This is a genomic window from Pseudomonas sp. LBUM1673, assembly GCF_059695645.1.
Genome location: NZ_CP166780.1, coordinates 4,824,441 through 4,840,686, shown reverse-complemented (window position 1 = coordinate 4,840,686; position 16,246 = coordinate 4,824,441). Strand labels below are relative to the sequence as shown.

Below are 16,246 nucleotides of genomic sequence, written 5' to 3'. Positions count from 1 at the left end.
ATGTGAAGCGTCATGCAATGCGCACTTACGATTTGTCGGTGCAGCCTTCGTGGTTCTGAACCAGTCTTGCAGGGATGTTTCGGTGATTTTTGGAGTTTTTATGCTCGAACAGGCTCAACGCGTCCTCAAGGACATCTTCGGCTACGACAGTTTCCGTGGCCGTCAGGGTGCAATCATTGAGCGCGTGGCCAGTGGCGGTGACGCCCTGGTGCTGATGCCTACCGGTGGCGGCAAATCCTTGTGCTTCCAGGTGCCGGCGCTGCTGCGCGAGGGCTTGGCGGTGGTGGTGTCGCCGCTGATCGCGCTGATGGACGATCAGGTTGCGACCCTCGAAGAACTGGGCGTCGCCGCGGCGGCGTTGAACTCTACGTTGAGCGCGGAACAACAGCGTGATCTGGCGGCGCGGATCAAGCGCGGTGAAGTGAAGATGCTTTATCTCGCGCCCGAGCGTCTGGTACAGCCGCGCATGCTGGCCTTCCTGCAAAGCCTTGAAATCGCCCTGTTCGCCATCGACGAAGCCCACTGCGTGTCCCAATGGGGCCACGACTTCCGTCGCGAATACCTGCAACTGGGCCAGTTGGCGGAGTTGTTCCCCAACGTCCCGCGCATTGCCTTGACCGCCACGGCCGACAAGCGTACCCGAGAAGAAATCGTCGATCGCCTGCATTTGCAGGATGCCGAGCGCTTCCTCTCGAGTTTCGACCGGCCGAACATTTTCTATCGCATCGTGCCCAAGGAACAGCCGCGCAAGCAGTTGCTGGCGTTCCTCGCCGAGCGGCGCAGCGATGCCGGTATTGTTTACTGCCTGTCGCGTAAAAAGGTCGACGAAGTGGCGGTGTTCCTCAGCGAACAAGGTTTCCCGGCGCTGCCATACCACGCCGGTCTGCCCAACGACACGCGGGCCCATCACCAAAAGCGCTTTCTCAACGAGGAAGGCCTGATCATGGTCGCCACCGTGGCGTTCGGCATGGGGATCGACAAGCCCAACGTACGTTTTGTCGCGCACCTTGATTTGCCGAAGTCCCTTGAGGCCTATTACCAGGAAACCGGTCGCGGCGGTCGTGATGGCCTGCCGGCGGATGCCTGGATGGCGTACGGCCTGCAAGACGTGGTGATGCTCAAGCAGATGCTGCAGAACTCCGAAGGCGATGAGCGCCACAAGCGTCTGGAGCAGCACAAACTCGACGCCATGCTCTCGCTCTGCGAAGAAACCCGCTGCCGCCGCCAGACCCTGCTCGCGTACTTCGACGAAGACATGCCCGAGCCCTGCGGCCACTGCGACAACTGCGTCGACGGCGTGCAGACCTGGGATGCCACCGAGCCGGCCCGTCAGGCATTGTCGGCGATCTACCGCACCGGTCAGCGCTACGGTGTCGGTCATCTGGTGGACGTGTTGCTGGGCAAGGACAACGAAAAGGTCCGCAACTTCGGCCATCAGCATTTGTCGGTATTCGGCGTAGGCAAAGCGATGGGGGAGAGCGAATGGCGCTCCTTGTTCCGACAGCTTGTTGCCCGCGGTCTGGCAGACATCGATCTCGAAGGCTACGGCGGTCTGCGCCTGAGCGATACCTGCCGGCCGCTGCTCAAGGGCGAAGTGACCCTGGAACTGCGCCGCGACCTCAAGCCGCAAACCACCGCCAAAAGCAGCAAGAGCCAGGCCAGCCAACTGGTTCGCGGTGAAGAGCGCGAACAGTGGGAAGCCTTGCGTGCCCTGCGTCGCAAACTGGCCGAAGAGCATGGCGTGCCGCCGTACGTCATCTTCCCCGACTCGACACTGCTGGAAATGCTCCGTAGCCAGCCGACCTCACTGGCGGAAATGGCCACGGTCAGCGGCGTCGGCGCGCGCAAGCTGGAGCGTTACGGCGAGGCCTTCCTCGAAGTGCTCGGCGGTCAGGTCGAGGCGCCGAAAGTGGTGGCCGATGTGCGCCACGAGCTGATCACGCTGGCCCGTGCCGGGATGACACCGCTGCAGATCGCCAGTCAGCTGCAATGCTCGGAAAAGAACGTTTACACGATGCTCGCCGAAGCGATCGGCAAGCAGCAGTTGTCGCTGGAACAGGCGCTGGACCTGCCCGAAGAGTTGATGGGCGAAGTTCAGGACGCCTTCCTCGACGGCGAGGGCGAGTTACCGCCCGTGTCGGAAATTGCCGCGCTGTTCGCAGGGAGAGTGCCGGAAGGTGTTTTGTATTGCGTTCGTGCTGCTCTGCAGTCGGAATTCGAAATCTGAATGACCTGCCGCACAGATGTAACGATTCAGTCCGGGGCAACCCTTGCCTATAGCCAAAGGTCATGCTTAGCTGACTAATAATTAGTTTTTCTCTATTTCAGTCTAACCATGAGTGTTTTATGCCGTTAACCGATCAACACCGCTTTGGCATGCAACTGGCCCAGATGTCTCGGGGCTGGCGTGCCGAACTGGACCGCCGACTGGCTGGCCTGGGTCTGTCCCAGGCGCGTTGGCTGGTGCTGCTGCACCTGGCGCGTTTCGATGATGCCCCCACCCAGCGCGAACTGGCGCAAAGCGTCGGCGTCGAAGGGCCCACCCTGGCTCGACTGCTCGACAGCCTGGAAAGTCAGGGCCTGGTGCAACGCCAATCCGTGCTGGAAGACCGTCGGGCGAAAAAAATCGTCCTTTGTGCTCCGGCCCGGCCCTTGATCGAACAAATTGAAACCATTGCCACTCAATTGCGCCACGAACTGTTCGAAGGCGTTGATGAGGCGGATTTGAAGGTCTGCATGCGTGTCCACGGGCACATCCTGGGCAACCTGGAAAAATCTTGAGGTACAAACACACACCGGACTTTTGAGATACCCCGTTGGGCAGACTATAAAGAACTACTAGGCAATATCGTGTTCGTACCGGATGTGCGAACACGTACAGGTTGGTTCTGGTTATCTAAGGGATGCTCATGCTTGAGAGTTGGCACGTTGTATTGCGGTGTTGCGCCAGGTTGTTGCTGGTCGGTGGTGCCGTCACTTACTCGGCATTGGCCCCTGCGCTCGGGTTGGGTGACATCACCCAGCATTCGGCATTGAATCAGCCGTTCAACGCCGATATCGCCCTGGTGGACGCCGCTGGTCTGGGTGAGGGCGAGTTGTCGGTCAGCCTGGCGACGGCGGACGAATTCAGCCGCGCCGGGGTCGAGCGGGTGTTCTTCCTCAACGACCTGAAGTTCACACCGATCCTGCGAGGCAACCGCAGCTTGATCCGGGTGACTTCCAGTAAACCGGTCAAGGAACCCTTTCTGAATTTTCTCGTGCAGCTCAATCAGCCTAGCGGGCGTTTGCTGCGCGAGTACACGGTGCTGATCGATCCGCCGGGTTCGCCCGGAATTGTTCCCGTCAGCGACGATCCAGCGCCCGCCCCTCAGACTTCCGCGTTCCCGTCCGTCGAACCGGCTGCCGCTCAGCCACCGGCTGTAAAAGCGCCCAAGCCTGACGTCGATAAACCAGCCGTCCTGCCTGCGAGTGATCCTGTTGCCGAACAACTGGCGACCAGCGTGCTGCAAAACCAGCAGCTGCAAACGACCATCGATGAACTCAATGCGAGGCTTCAGGCTCAGGACGAGCAGATCGCCGGCCAGAAAAGACAGGTGATCGAGCTGCAAACCCAATTGGCGGAAGTCAAACAGGCATCGGCGGCGCCGGTCCCGGTAGCTGTCGAGACGCCCGAGGCAACCCATTGGCCATTGATCATCGGGTTGCTGGCGTTGGTGGTTTTGGTATTGCTCGGAGTGTTCATCCGCCGTCAACGACAGCAGATTCAGGCTTTGCCCGATCCATTACCGGTGCGGCCGTCGCGCCATGAACCGGTGCTCAACCACGCAACAGAACCGGTAAAGCCGGCACCCCAGCCGCAACCGGTAGCCGGATCGGCCGAAGAGATTCCCGCAGGCGACGTGTTGGAGGGGGTGGGTATCTATCTGGCGTATGGCCGTTTGTCCGAGGCGGCCGGTTTGTTGCGAGACGCGTTGATCAGGGAGCCCCAGCGCACCGATCTGGCCGTGCAACTGCTGGAAGTCCTCGGCAAACAGGGCGATGTGCAGGCTTATGACGAGCAGGAAAGCAACCTGCGAGATGCCGGGTTCGACGCGCAACAACTTCAGGACATCCGCGCCCGCCATCCGAAACTGATCAGCGCCGCACCGGTCGCCGCCGCCGTGGCTCCGCCTACACCTACACTTGCAGTCCCTGAAGTGGCACCGAGCGATGAGTTCCAGTTGAACCTGGATGACCTGTCGATGGATGCGAATTGGGACCTGATCAGCCCCTTCGAACACTCATCGTCCAGCGCTGAACCTGACGCTCAGTCTCTGGACGACACCTTTCTCAACGAATTCAGCGATCCTGGCCAGATGCTGGAGCTTGAGCCGCTGACTGCTGAGTCGATGGACGTTGAACCGGCCGGGCCGAGCAGTGCGGGCAAACTCGAACAGGCCCAGACCTGCATCGACGACGGCGATCTGGACAGTGCCATCGCGCTGCTTAACGAGTTGCTCAAGGAAGGCGACGAACCGCTCAAGGAGACGGCCCGGACTCTGTTGGCCGGTATTCGATAGGGAAGTTTTGAAGACCTGATGTGGGAGCGGCGGTGCGACGATTCGACTTGCTCGAGAAAGCGGACTGACAATCACCAAAGATGTTGAATGTTATGACGCTTTCGCGAGCAAGCCCGCTCCCACATTTTTATAGAGGATACCTGTAGAGGGCGTTCGTTTTAGAACGTCTGCCCCAGGTTCAAATAAACCGCCTGTTCGCACGATCAAGGGGAAGAGACACAGCAACAGGCAGGACAGCATACGGCGCATCATGGATCTCGGGGCGAGCGATAAAGGCGGCTATTATAGCGACGCCCTCTGGCACAGGAGTTTTACCAATCATGACCGCACGTAAACCGGAAATCGTCATCACCTATTGCACGCAATGCCAATGGCTGTTGCGCGCAGCCTGGTTGGCTCAGGAGCTGCTCAGCACCTTTGGCGACGACCTGGGCAAAGTGTCTCTGGTGCCTGGCACCGGTGGGGTCTTTCACATTTTCTGTGACGATGTGCAGCTCTGGGAGCGCAAGGCCGATGGCGGTTTTCCCGAGGCCAAGGTGCTCAAGCAGCGGGTCCGCGATCAGATCGATCCGGACCGCGACCTGGGCCACAACGACCGCATTCAGTGAGACGCGGCCTCTGCCGCCACAGCGTTCTTGCTTGAACTACCGGATAACCGGCTGGAGACCACGATGGCCACGATGATCAACGCGCCGCCGATCAACATGCGCAGCGTCGGGTTTTCATCGAACAACAGCCAGGCCAGGGTGATGCCGTAAACCGGCTCCAGCGCGAATACCACTGACGCGGTCCGTGCCTTGATCACCGCCAGGCTGGCGACGAACAGGCTGTGGGCCACGCCGGTGCAGAACACCCCGAGCAGGCCGATCCACAGCCAATCGATGGCGCGCACTTCGCTCAACTGCGGTGCCGCCACCGGCAGCAGGCAGATCGCAACCACCACGTTCTGACACAGCGCCGCCTGCACCGGCGGGATTCGCCCGGAGCTGGCGCGGTTGGTCAGGGACAGCAGGGCGAACAGCAAGCCGGAAGCCACCGCCCACAGCAGGCCGCTGGTGGCACCGCTGGCCAGATCGAAGTCCGGCGTGACCAGCACCAATCCGACGCTGACCAACACCACTAGCAGGATTTCATTGGCGCGGATGCGCTCGCGGAAGATCAGCCCTTCGAGGATCACGGTAAACGCCGGGAAACTGGCAAAGCCCAGGGTCGCGATCGCCACCCCGGCAATCTTCACCGCGATGAAGAAACTCACCCAGTGCCCGGCCAGCAGCAAGCCACTGAGCAGCAGCCGGCGCCAGTCCACGGCGTCGAGTTTATGCCAACGGGTATTGCTGGCGAACCGTGCAAAAAACGCCAGGGCGAGAACGGCAAACGCAGCACGGCCGAACACGATGATGGCCGGCGAGGCGGCGGCGAGTTTGCCAAATACGCCGGTCAGGCCAAACATCAGTGCACCGATATGCAGAGCGCCAAGGGCGGTACGGGGAGTCATTGCAATCCTTGATAAACGTATCGAATCCGACCGACAACACCGTCGGTCCCTACATTTAATCGCGCAACGCTTGGCTATGTCTGTCGTCAGACTCGCGTCATTTGTCGCCAGCCTCGCGGCGCAATTTACCGGGAGAGGTACCGAACTCGCGCAACACGGCCGCGGCGAAAGCGCTCTGCGAGCTGTAACCGACCCGACAGGCGATCTCGCCAATGGGCAGCGCTGAATTGCGCAACAGGCTCACGGCAATGTGCAGCCGACGACTGCGAATGTAGTCCATCGGCGTTTGCCCGCATTCCGCCACGAATCGCGCATGCAACCGAGCGCTGGACAGGCCTGCAATGCGTGCCAGATCGGCGACTTGCAGTGGATAGGCCGCGTATTGATCGATGTGCGCATTCAGCGCCGCATAAGGCAGGCGCCGACCGCCCACACTGTCGGGTCTGGTGTTGTTCAGGCTGGCCAGCAACAGCACCGCGCCTTGCTGGGCAATCAGCGGATCACTGATCTGACTGCCCGCCAGCCAACTCACCAGTTGGCTTTGCCCGGCGTCCAGCGACAGGCGCCCGGCATTGTCGAGCAAGCGGCGGCTGGCTTCGGCGTGATCGCCAAGGGACTGCGAAACCCACTGGTCGCTCGGCACATCCAGCACCAGGCAACGACTGCCATGGGCGCTGTCGCAGGCATGATGCGCTCCCGACGGCACCACCACGAAACTCTGCTGCACCACCTGACTACCATGCCCCTCAACCTCGAAGTCCAGCGCGCCCGATAGCCCGAACACCAGTTGCGCGTGGTCGTGGCTGTGGACGATCAGGTCGTGGGTGTACTGGCGTAGCGTGAGGATCGGTCTCATCGCAGGTCTCCTGTGCAGGTCGCCAGTCTACACCGGGTGCGGCCAGGCTCGCGCTGTCACAAGACTGACTTGCCACTGTCATGGGCAATTCACCCGACCGGCGCAAGCTTGCCAAAACTTGTCCTGAGGGTTGCCCATGACCAGCGCCGAGCTCGCCAAACCCAGCCGTAAGCAACGTGTGCGGACCTTATGGATTTCCGATGTGCATCTGGGCACTCGGGACTGCCAGGCCGAACACCTGTCGCAGTTTCTCAAGGGCTACCACACCGACAAGATCTACCTGGTCGGCGACATCATCGACGGCTGGAAACTGCGCAGCGGCATGTATTGGCCGCAAGCGCATACCAATGTGATTCGTCGCCTGCTGACCATGAGCAAGCGCGGTACGGAAGTGATCTACGTCACCGGTAACCATGACGAATTCCTGCGTCGTTATTCCAAACTGATGCTGGGCAACATCCAACTGGTGGACGAAGCCGTGCACGTGACCGCCGATGGCCGTCATCTGCTGGTGATTCACGGCGACCAGTTCGACGTGATCACCCGCTATCACCGCTGGTTGGCGTTTCTCGGCGACTCGGCCTACGAATTCACCCTGACGCTCAACCGCTGGCTCAATCATTGGCGTGCCCGTTATGGCTACGGTTACTGGTCGCTGTCGGCGTACCTCAAGCATAAGGTCAAAACCGCCGTCAGTTTCATCAGCGATTTTGAAGAAGCAATCGCCCACGAATGCGTCAAACGCGAATTGCACGGGGTGGTGTGCGGGCACATTCACCATGCCGAGATTCGTAAGGTCGGCGAGGTGGACTACCTCAATTGCGGGGACTGGGTGGAGTCGTGCACGGCACTGATCGAGCATTGGGATGGGTCGATCGAGCTGTATCGGTTGGCCGATGCTCAGGCGCGGGAGGCTGAGTTGAAGGCGGAGAAAGTCGCGGAGCCGGCTTGAGGTTTAGGGTATCTGGGACGGCCTCTTCGCGAGCAAGCCCGCTCCCACATTGGATCTGTGGTGGTCCCCAATGTTGTGTTCACAGAAGATCAAATGTGGGAGCGGGCTTGCTCGCGAATGGACCGCGCAGCGGTCCCCGACATTCATCGGGCGGGCGCGTGCTCTTCCATCGCCGTCTTGTAGATCGAGTTCTTCGGCTGCGCAAACAAGCGCTCCATCATCGGTTCGAAGAAGCTCAGCGGCAGCGTGTCGTACGCTGGATCAAACGCCGCGGCATCGTACCGGGCGCAAAATTCGATGGTTGCCTGATACTGCGGATGACCACTGAATTGCTCGCGCAAATGCCGGTCCATGCCCAGGTGATGGAAGAAGTAATAGCCCTGGAAAATCCCGTGCTTCTCCACCATCCACAGGTGCTCGGCGCTGACGAACGGCTTGAGGATCGCCGCGGCGATGTCCGGGTGGTTGTAGGAGCCCAGCGTGTCGCCGATGTCATGGAGCAGGGCGCAAACCACGTACTCTTCGTCGCGGCCATCGCGCCAGGCACGGCTGGCGGTTTGCAGAGAGTGGGTCAGGCGATCCACTGGAAAACCGCCGAAATCCCCCTCCAGTAACTTCAGGTGCGCCACGATCCGTTTGGGCAGTTGCCGGGCATAGGCGCTGAAATCTGCGGCGATGATCGCCCAGTCTTCCTGCGTGCCGTCTTGCATGTGGGTAAAACGGGCATGGGCATTCATCGGCTATCCTGTTGTTCTTATCGAAAGGGATGCGTTGAGTGTAAGGCATTGGATCCAATGCAGCATTGGCTGCACAGGACGCCTTGATGGCCTAGAACGGTACGCGACCCAGAATCATGTCGCGGTACATGACGAAATCGCCGAGCAGGCTGTAAAAAGGATGCTGAAAGGTTGCAGGACGGTTCTTCTCGAAGAAGAAATGCCCGGCCCAGGCAAAGCTGTAACCGGCCAACGGCAGGGCCAGCAACATCCACCACGCGCCTTTGCCGATGGTCAGCGCCAGAATGAAAATCACCAGGGAGGTGCCGACAAAATGCAATCGTCGACAGGTGCTGTTGCGGTGTTCGCTGAGGTAATACGGGTAAAACTCAGCGAAGCTATTGAAACGTTTGATGTTTTCCACGAGTGCGATCTCTGTGGTTGCTGTGCGCGCTACAAGTTGTTCTGCGGGTAGCTTATTTGAGTCTAGAGTGATCATTGGCATCAGCCAGTGACAATAGGCGCCACTTTAGTATCCTTCGGAATTGGGTCGTGGCATGCGGCCATCACGTAGTAAACGCCATGAGCGAACGAACGACTTCTGCAAGCTGGGCGATGGGGATTGTCAAGGCACTGGAAATGGACGGCCTGGATTGCCGGGTTCTGTTCAAGCAGCTAGGGCTCGACTATGCGGCACTGGATGATCCGGATGCGCGCTTCCCGCAAGATTCCATGACGCGGCTCTGGCAGCGCGCGGTCGAGCTGTCCGGCAACCCGGCGATCGGCCTGAACATGGGTAAGGTGGTGCGACCGGCGTCCTTCCATGTCGCCGGTTATGCCTTGATGTCCAGCCAGACCCTGGCCGAAGGCTTTCAGCGTCTGGTGCGTTATCAGCGAATCATTGCTGAAAGTGCCGACCTGAGTTTCCGATTGCTGGATGAGGGTTATGCGCTGATTCTGACGGTCCATGGCGACCACCTGCCGCCGACCCGACAGAGTGCCGAGGCGTCGCTGGCCTGCGCCTTGGCGCTGTGCGGTTGGTTGACCGGGCGCACGCTGCAACCGCGCAAGGTGCTGCTGCAGGGCGATCACCCCGTCGATCTCGAACCGTATAAGCAAGCTTTCCATGCCCTGATGATGTTCAACGCGCCCTATGACGCCTTGATCTTCGAGCGCGCCGATCTGGAGGCGCCGCTGCCCACTGCCAACGAGGCCATGGCGCTGTTGCACGACCGGTTTGCCGGTGAGTACCTGGCGCGGTTTTCCGAGAGCCGCGTGACCCACAAGGCGCGGCAGGTGTTGTGCCGTTTACTGCCCCAGGGCGAACCCAAGCGTGAGGCGGTGGCGCAGACGCTGCACTTGTCGCAACGCACCTTGCAGCGACGCTTGCAGGAAGAGGGCACGAGTTTTCAGGCACTGCTGGATGACACACGGCGTGAACTGGCCGAGCAGTACCTGGCGCAACCGACCATGACGTTGCTGGAAATTGCCTACCTGTTGGGGTTTGCCGATCCGAGCAACTTCTTCCGTGCCTTCAGACGCTGGTTCGACACCACCCCTGGCGAATACCGTGCGCGGCTGATGGAGGCACCAAAACGGGTCAGTGACGCCAGAACGCAGGGATACACAGAACAAACACCGTAATGATCTCCAGCCGGCCCAGCAGCATGCCGAACGAGAGAATCCACTTCGCGGCATCCGGCAGGCTGGCGAAGTTACCCGCCGGGCCGATCGTTTCGCCGAGCCCCGGGCCCACGCCAGATACCGTGGCGGCCGCGCCGGTAAGCGCTGTCATCCAGTCCACGCCCAGTAGCGACAGCAGCAGTGCGATGACGCAAATGGTGATGGCGAAGAAGAACGAAAAGGTCAGGATCGAGCGCACGATCTCTTCGTCGAGACGGTGGCCGTTGTACTTCTGCTTGATTACCGCGCGCGGGTGAATCAACTGGTTAAGGTTGGCCTTGAGCAGAATGTAGGCCACCTGGAAGCGGAAAATCTTGATCCCGCCAGCGGTCGAACCCGAGCAGCCGCCAACAAACCCCAGATAGAAGAACAGCATCAGCGAGAAGTTGCCCCAGAGGCTGTAGTCCCCCAGTGCAAAACCGGTGGTGGTCACCACTGATGTCACGTTCAGCGCCACATGCCGCAAGGCCTCCAGCCAGTGCAGCTGGGTGGTCCACCAGTACCAGGTGCCGAGCACCAGCCAGGTCACCAGCAACATGCCGAGCAGCCCCTGAACCTGTTCATCCTTGATCAGCGCCCGACGGTTACCGCGCAACGTGGCGACATACAGGGTGAACGGCAGGGCACCGAGAATCATGATGACGATCGCGACCCAATGCACCGCAGGCTCCGGCCACTTGGCCAAAGACAGGTCGGAGGTCGAGAAACCACCGGTGGAAATCGCTGACATCGCATGGTTGATGGCGTCGAACAGGCCCATCCCGGCCCACCAGAACGCCAGGCTGCCGAAAATGGTGATGCCGACGTAGGTCGCAACGATCAAACGCGCCACCATGTGCGAACGGGGCATGACCTTTTCGGAACGGTCCGACGACTCGGTCTGAAACAGCCGCATGCCACCGATACGCAGCAGTGGCAGAATCGCTACCGCCATGCCGATAAAGCCGATCCCTCCTATCCAGTGCAGCAATGAGCGCCACATCAGGATGCCGGGGGACATGCTGTCCAGGCCAGTGAGCACCGTCGCACCGGTGGCGGTGATGCCGGACATGCTTTCGAAGAACGAGTCGGTGTAACTGATGTGCTGGGTCAGCAGGAACGGCAGGGCGGCGAAGATGCACACCACCAGCCAGCTGCTGACGGTCAGCAAATACATGTCTCGCGGACGCAGATGTATATGCTCGGGGCGCCCCGGAATCACCAGGGCCAGGCCGGCGACAAAGGTGATCATGCTGGCCCAGAGGAACGATGGCAGGTCGCTGGTGCGCTCGAAGATCACCAGTGTGGCCATGGGCACGACCATGGCGATGGCCAGCGTGATCAGGAAGATGCCGATGATGAAACCAATGATCCGTAGGGTCGGCAACGCCATGAAGTCCGCTCGGGCTGAAGTGGGGGAAGGGCGCCATTCTACCTGCGGGGCAGGGCATGTAAACCGGCAGCCCTGTGCCAGATACCGCTAGAATAGCCAAACACTTTTTACAGGAGGTAGCCGATGCAGGCTCTTGACGCTTTGCTCAACCGTGTTTCCGTCCCACGACTGCTCGATCCGGCGCCTACTGCCGAGCAACGGGAAGTGCTGTTTGCCGCCGCGATGCGCGCACCTGACCACGGCCATTTACAGCCTTGGCGCTTCCTGACAGTCGAAGGCGCAGCACGCGAGCAAATGGGTGAGTTGCTGGCCGAAGCGGCCAAGCTGCAAGACAGTGATGTGTCCGAGGCCTTGCTGGACAAGGCGCGCAACGGTCCGTTGCGTGCGCCGCTGGTGGTTGTGGTGGTCGCGCGTTTGCAGGAGCACGTTAAATATCCCAAGTCCGAGCAACTGTTGGCGGCAGGCTGTGCGGCCCACGGGATTTTACTGGCGGCCTATGCGCAGGGCATTGGCGCGGTGTGGCGTACGGGTGAGCTGGCTTATTCGGCGCATGTGGCCAAAGGGTTGGGGCTGGCGGAAGGGGAAGAGGTGATTGCGTTTCTTTACCTTGGCACACCGCAGAAAGAACCGCGTGTTGCGGAGAAGGTTGATTTGACCGAATTCGTCAGCGCCTGGCCCGGCAAAGCCTGAAGATCAAATGCTTCGCGGGCAAGCCTCGCTCCTACGGATTTGTATTACGGCACAATATTGTAATCGCCGCATAACCTGTAGGAGCGAGGCTTGCCCGCGAAGCTTTTAAGGCTGCACCACAACTCCCGGCACCAACGGTAATTCCAGGCTGGCGATAAACCCGCCCTCTGGGTGATTGGCCAGCACCAGACTGCCGCCATGCCGCTCCGCCGCACGGCGTGCAATGGCCAGGCCCAGGCCATGCCCGGCGGTTGTTTGCCCCGGTGCCCGATAGAAGGGTTCACCCAGCTGATTCAAATGCTCGGCCTCGACGCCAGGGCCGTGATCGCGTATGCAGACCACAATCCTGTCGCCCTGGCGCAACGCCTGCATTTCGATCGGTTGCCCGACCGGGTTAAAACGCTGGGCATTGCGCAGCAGGTTGTCCACGGCGCGCTCGATCATGGTCGGCCAGCCTCTGAGGTTCAGTTGCGGCTCGGCTTCAAGGCGCACGCTCTGCTCGGGTGAACTCAGCTGAGCATCTTTTTGCAGCGTGTTGAGCAGTGCATTGAGGTCCACTTCTTCGGCACTGGCGTTGTCGGCGTCGACCCGCGCCAACACCAGGATTTCGCTGATCAGTGCTTCCAGTCGATCGCACTCACGGGTCAGGCGCGGCCAGAGTTTTTCTCGCTCTTCGGGGTTGGCCCGCTCGGCCAGAGCCAGCGCAATGCGCAGCCGGGCCAAGGGTGAACGCAATTCGTGGGACACATCGCGCAGCAATTGCCGCTGGCTGCCGATCAGGCTTTGCAGGCGCGCGCCCATGCGGTTGAAGTCGTTGGCCAGCACGCCGAACTCATCGCGGCGGTTGGCCAGTTGCGCCAGGCTATTTTGCTGATACGTCGTCTGCCCCAACTCATGCACCGCGCCGCGCAAACGGCTCAGCGGTCGGGTGATGGAAAAGGTCACTAGCAGGCTGAACAGGGTCAGCACCACCAGGGCGATACCCAGCGCACTCAGCGGCCAGAGCAGGCTTTCACGGTGCCAGGCGTCCAGTTCCGGGTGCGGAATGCGGTAGATCAGCAGGTAGGTGTCGCCCGTCTTGGCGCTGGTGTATTCATCGGTCAGACGCCGCCATGGCAGGCGCCGATCGTCATTGTTCTGCCGGGCTTCGAAGGCGGCTGCCCGCCGGGGAAAGGTGCCGCGTACCACCGGGTCCCCCGTCTCGTTGAGCACCTGAACGTCGATGTGATACTGGCGCTTGCGCTGCTCCAGAATGTCCTGGGCGGCTTCTTCTCCCTGGCTTTCGTAGGTTTGCGTCCACTGTTCGGCCAGGGTGTTGAGGCCCGGGTGACGACTGAGGATCCACGCGTCCTGGTTGAGCATGTGCCCGAGCAGAATGGAAAGCCCTGCAACCAGAGCGATGGCCAGCCAGAAGCTGGCCAGGATACGCCAGAACAATGAGCGCACAGAAAATCCTCAAACAAACGCAATCCATGTGGGAGCGGGCTTGTGTGGCGAGGGGGCTTGCCCCCGTTGGGTCGCGAAGCGGCCCCGGCATTTCAACGTTAAACCGCATGTAATGGGTTTACGACTGCTTCGCAGCCGAACGGGGGCAAGCCCCCTCGCCACAAGCCCGCTCCCACATTGAATTGAGTGGCAACAGACCCAACGGGGTTTAGCCGTTGGGTCCAGGGTTAGCGCATTATTGCGCTTTTTGCTGTTGCTGCGCTTTCCAGGCCTTGAACTCGGCCCATTCGGCGCGACGCTCCGCCTTTTTCTTCTGGATCTCGTCGAATTGCTTCTGTTGATCCGGTTTCAGCAGGGCGCGAACGTCGGCTTCGGCTTTCTTGTGCTTGGCCGCCATCTCGTCTTTCAGGGCTTTCTGATCGGCTGGCGAGAGTTTTTCCAGGTACTTGTCGACCAGTTGCTGACGCTCATGCATCTGTTCGCCCATGATCTTGCGGATCTGCTCGCGCTGTTCGCGGCTCAGGTCCAGTTGGCTGTACGGGCCTTTACCGCGCATGCCGTGCATCTGACCGCCGTGGCGTGAGCCGTCCATGTGGTCACCGATCGGGCCGGCGCCTTCAGGCATGGCCATGGCAACGGTTGGCAGGGCGGCAGCAAACATCAAAGCGATAAGAGTCTTGCGCATGGTGTATCTCCTTGTCTCGTTCCCGGTACGTTCCGGATGTGTGCAGATTACGGAGATCAAGGTCAGCGGCGGTCAGCGGAGCGTAAAGCTTGGGTAAAGACGAATTTCTATCTTCCTGACAATTCCAACACTTCGACGATTCATCTGTGACGAAACATGACCTATGTAGCCGCTGTCGAGCCCCGGCGAGGCTGCGTCCGGCTTCAGACGGATCGCGACTGCTGCGCAGCCGAACGCAGCCTCGCTGGGGCTCGACAGCTGCTACAAAGGATTGTGTCCGGATTCAGAGGCTGTAGTAATAACCGCGGCTACGCAGGGCCACGATGCGCGGGCGGCCGTCGGGGTGCGGGCCGATTTTTTTGCGCAGGTTGCTGACGTGCATGTCCAGGCTGCGGTCGTAAAGGGTCAGTTTTCGACCGAGGGCGATTTGTGCCAGTTCCTGTTTATCCAGCGGTTCGCCGGGCTGCTTGAGCAGGGCTTCGAGCAGACGGCTTTCGGAGACGGTGAGGGTAAATTCCTGTTCATCGATGCTGACCACACCGCGCACCGGGCTGAAGCACAAGTCGCCCAGTTCGAGCTGGCTGGAGACTGCCGTCGGATGACTGCGGCGCAACACGGCACGCAGGCGGGCTGTCAGTTCCCGTGGGTCGCACGGCTTGGCCAGGTAATCGTCGGCACCGAGTTCCAGGCCGAGGATGCGGTCCAGCGGTTCGCCACGGGCCGACAGCATCAGCACCGGCAAATCCGGATGGTCGCTGCGCAGTTGCTTGAGCAGTTCCAGACCGCTGCCGTCCGGCAGCATCACGTCCAGTACCACGGCCGCCGGGGACGTTTCGGCCAACGCACGGCGTGCGCTCTGGCCGTCATGGCAGGCGCGTACCTGAAAGCCTTCCTGGCTCAGCCAACTGCTCAGGAGCTCACACAGCTCCTGGTCATCATCAATTAGTAACAGCTCGCTCATGACTCACTCAATTTAGCCATTGCCTACGTTTTCTGGTGGCACCACTGGCGAAGATACCGCAGAGCAGGGCCAATAGCGCTACTGCGGCTCCGATGACGAACCATTGTTGCTGATCAGTCAGCAAGCGCGGCAGCGGGCTGCTGGCCTGGGCTTCCTTGAGTTGCAGCTTCAGGCGCTGATTCTCTTGGCGCAACCGGCTCAACTGGGCGCTTTCGCGTTCGCCATCGGTATTTTGCAATTGTTTGCTCAGTTCTTCTCGTTGCTGTTCGCTTGCCTTCAAGCGCTGCTGCAACTCGGTGATCTGGCTGCCGGCGCTCAAGGACAGCGGCGTCGAATTACCGCCCTCGGCGCTTTCTTCACCGTGGGCGGGCGCCATGATCGACAACGTCACCAACATCAGACACAACGGACCTTTGCGCATCGCAACTCCTGATTCCAATACGGGTATTGGGCAGGTTGTCGGCCGGTAAACGAGAATAATGAGCGATTGAACGCGCGATGAACCGAGAAGACTCATCGCGCGCGAGGACTTTACGGGAGGACTTGCTTGAATGGCTTGACCAAAACATTGGCGTAGACGCCTGCGGTAATGTACGGATCGGCGTCGGCCCAGGCCTTTGCGGCGCTCAAGGAATCGAATTCGGCGACGATCAGGCTGCCGGTGAAACCCGCCGCGCCCGGATCATTGCTGTCGACGGCCGGGTGCGGGCCAGCCAGTACGATGCGACCTTCACCTTTAAGCACTTGCAGGCGCTCAAGGTGCGCAGGCCGTGCGGCCAGGCGGGCTTCCAGGGAGTTGGCGACGTCTGTGGCAATGATTGCGTAAAGCAT

Annotated in this window: 17 protein-coding genes; 7 read left to right on the top strand and 10 right to left on the bottom strand. The window is 60.5% G+C overall.

The window, feature by feature from the left end:
• The first annotated feature begins 100 nt into the window (after positions 1–100).
• The 4 genes from recQ (at position 101) to ACA044_RS22370 (ending at position 5,167) form a co-directional block, all read left to right on the top strand.
• Positions 101–2,227: a DNA helicase RecQ gene (gene recQ, locus ACA044_RS22385; protein ID WP_497443319.1), complete on the top strand. Its 2,127-nt coding sequence runs from the start codon at positions 101–103 to the stop codon at positions 2,225–2,227.
• A gap of 119 nt (positions 2,228–2,346) precedes the next feature.
• Complete coding sequence (locus tag ACA044_RS22380) at positions 2,347–2,781, top strand: MarR family transcriptional regulator (RefSeq protein ID WP_497443318.1); 435 nt, start codon at positions 2,347–2,349, stop codon at positions 2,779–2,781.
• A 128-nt stretch (positions 2,782–2,909) separates the two neighbouring features.
• Positions 2,910–4,559: a motility hub landmark protein FimV gene (locus tag ACA044_RS22375; RefSeq protein ID WP_497443317.1), complete on the top strand. Its 1,650-nt coding sequence runs from the start codon at positions 2,910–2,912 to the stop codon at positions 4,557–4,559.
• Between the two features lie 320 nt (positions 4,560–4,879).
• The gene (locus tag ACA044_RS22370; protein WP_497443316.1) at positions 4,880–5,167 is read left to right on the top strand and encodes an Rdx family protein; all 288 of its coding nucleotides are present in this window, start codon (positions 4,880–4,882) and stop codon (positions 5,165–5,167) included.
• On the opposite strand, the gene ACA044_RS22365 is transcribed toward ACA044_RS22370, so the two are convergent.
• Together ACA044_RS22365 and ACA044_RS22360 are read right to left on the bottom strand one after the other, a co-directional pair.
• A complete protein-coding gene (locus tag ACA044_RS22365) occupies positions 5,161–6,054 on the bottom strand; it encodes a DMT family transporter (RefSeq protein WP_497443315.1) in 894 nt (297 codons plus the stop codon). The two genes, ACA044_RS22370 and ACA044_RS22365, sit on opposite strands and share 7 nt — an antisense overlap.
• 97 nt (positions 6,055–6,151) lie before the next feature.
• Positions 6,152–6,910: a helix-turn-helix transcriptional regulator gene (locus tag ACA044_RS22360; RefSeq protein ID WP_497443314.1), complete on the bottom strand. Its 759-nt coding sequence runs from the start codon at positions 6,908–6,910 to the stop codon at positions 6,152–6,154.
• A 136-nt stretch (positions 6,911–7,046) separates the two neighbouring features.
• Between ACA044_RS22360 and ACA044_RS22355 the strand changes: the two genes are divergently transcribed.
• The gene (locus ACA044_RS22355; RefSeq protein WP_007895014.1) at positions 7,047–7,862 is read left to right on the top strand and encodes a UDP-2,3-diacylglucosamine diphosphatase; all 816 of its coding nucleotides are present in this window, start codon (positions 7,047–7,049) and stop codon (positions 7,860–7,862) included.
• Between the two features lie 143 nt (positions 7,863–8,005).
• On the opposite strand, the gene ACA044_RS22350 is transcribed toward ACA044_RS22355, so the two are convergent.
• Positions 8,006–8,599 (bottom strand): HD domain-containing protein, encoded by a 594-nt coding sequence (locus tag ACA044_RS22350; protein WP_497443313.1) that lies wholly within the window; start codon positions 8,597–8,599, stop codon positions 8,006–8,008.
• A 91-nt stretch (positions 8,600–8,690) separates the two neighbouring features.
• A complete protein-coding gene (locus ACA044_RS22345; protein ID WP_497443312.1) occupies positions 8,691–9,002 on the bottom strand; it encodes an Mpo1-like protein in 312 nt (103 codons plus the stop codon).
• 158 nt (positions 9,003–9,160) lie between these two features.
• On the opposite strand from ACA044_RS22345, the gene ACA044_RS22340 reads away from it, so the two are divergent.
• Positions 9,161–10,222, top strand: coding sequence for an AraC family transcriptional regulator (locus ACA044_RS22340; protein WP_497443311.1), 1,062 nt, complete (start codon positions 9,161–9,163; stop codon positions 10,220–10,222).
• On the opposite strand, the gene ACA044_RS22335 is transcribed toward ACA044_RS22340, so the two are convergent.
• A complete protein-coding gene (locus ACA044_RS22335) occupies positions 10,179–11,633 on the bottom strand; it encodes a TrkH family potassium uptake protein (RefSeq protein ID WP_497443310.1) in 1,455 nt (484 codons plus the stop codon). The two genes, ACA044_RS22340 and ACA044_RS22335, sit on opposite strands and share 44 nt — an antisense overlap.
• 123 nt (positions 11,634–11,756) lie before the next feature.
• Between ACA044_RS22335 and ACA044_RS22330 the strand changes: the two genes are divergently transcribed.
• Positions 11,757–12,323, top strand: a complete 567-nt coding sequence (locus tag ACA044_RS22330) for an NAD(P)H nitroreductase (RefSeq protein WP_497443309.1) — start codon at positions 11,757–11,759, stop codon at positions 12,321–12,323.
• Between the two features lie 105 nt (positions 12,324–12,428).
• Here the strand turns inward: ACA044_RS22330 and ACA044_RS22325 are convergent, their stop codons facing one another.
• The 5 genes from ACA044_RS22325 to ACA044_RS22305 all read right to left on the bottom strand — a co-directional run bounded on the left by ACA044_RS22325 (position 12,429) and on the right by ACA044_RS22305 (position 16,246).
• Positions 12,429–13,769 carry a sensor histidine kinase gene (locus ACA044_RS22325; RefSeq protein ID WP_497443308.1) on the bottom strand — a complete coding sequence of 447 codons (1,341 nt, stop codon included), beginning with the start codon at positions 13,767–13,769 and terminating at the stop codon, positions 12,429–12,431.
• A 235-nt stretch (positions 13,770–14,004) separates the two neighbouring features.
• Positions 14,005–14,454 (bottom strand): Spy/CpxP family protein refolding chaperone, encoded by a 450-nt coding sequence (locus ACA044_RS22320; RefSeq protein WP_497443307.1) that lies wholly within the window; start codon positions 14,452–14,454, stop codon positions 14,005–14,007.
• 283 nt (positions 14,455–14,737) lie between these two features.
• Positions 14,738–15,415, bottom strand: a complete 678-nt coding sequence (locus tag ACA044_RS22315) for a response regulator transcription factor (protein ID WP_008010984.1) — start codon at positions 15,413–15,415, stop codon at positions 14,738–14,740.
• Between the two features lie 7 nt (positions 15,416–15,422).
• Positions 15,423–15,836 (bottom strand): SH3 domain-containing protein, encoded by a 414-nt coding sequence (locus tag ACA044_RS22310; protein ID WP_497443306.1) that lies wholly within the window; start codon positions 15,834–15,836, stop codon positions 15,423–15,425.
• A gap of 110 nt (positions 15,837–15,946) precedes the next feature.
• The gene (locus ACA044_RS22305; protein ID WP_497443305.1) at positions 15,947–16,246 is read right to left on the bottom strand and encodes a YciI family protein; all 300 of its coding nucleotides are present in this window, start codon (positions 16,244–16,246) and stop codon (positions 15,947–15,949) included.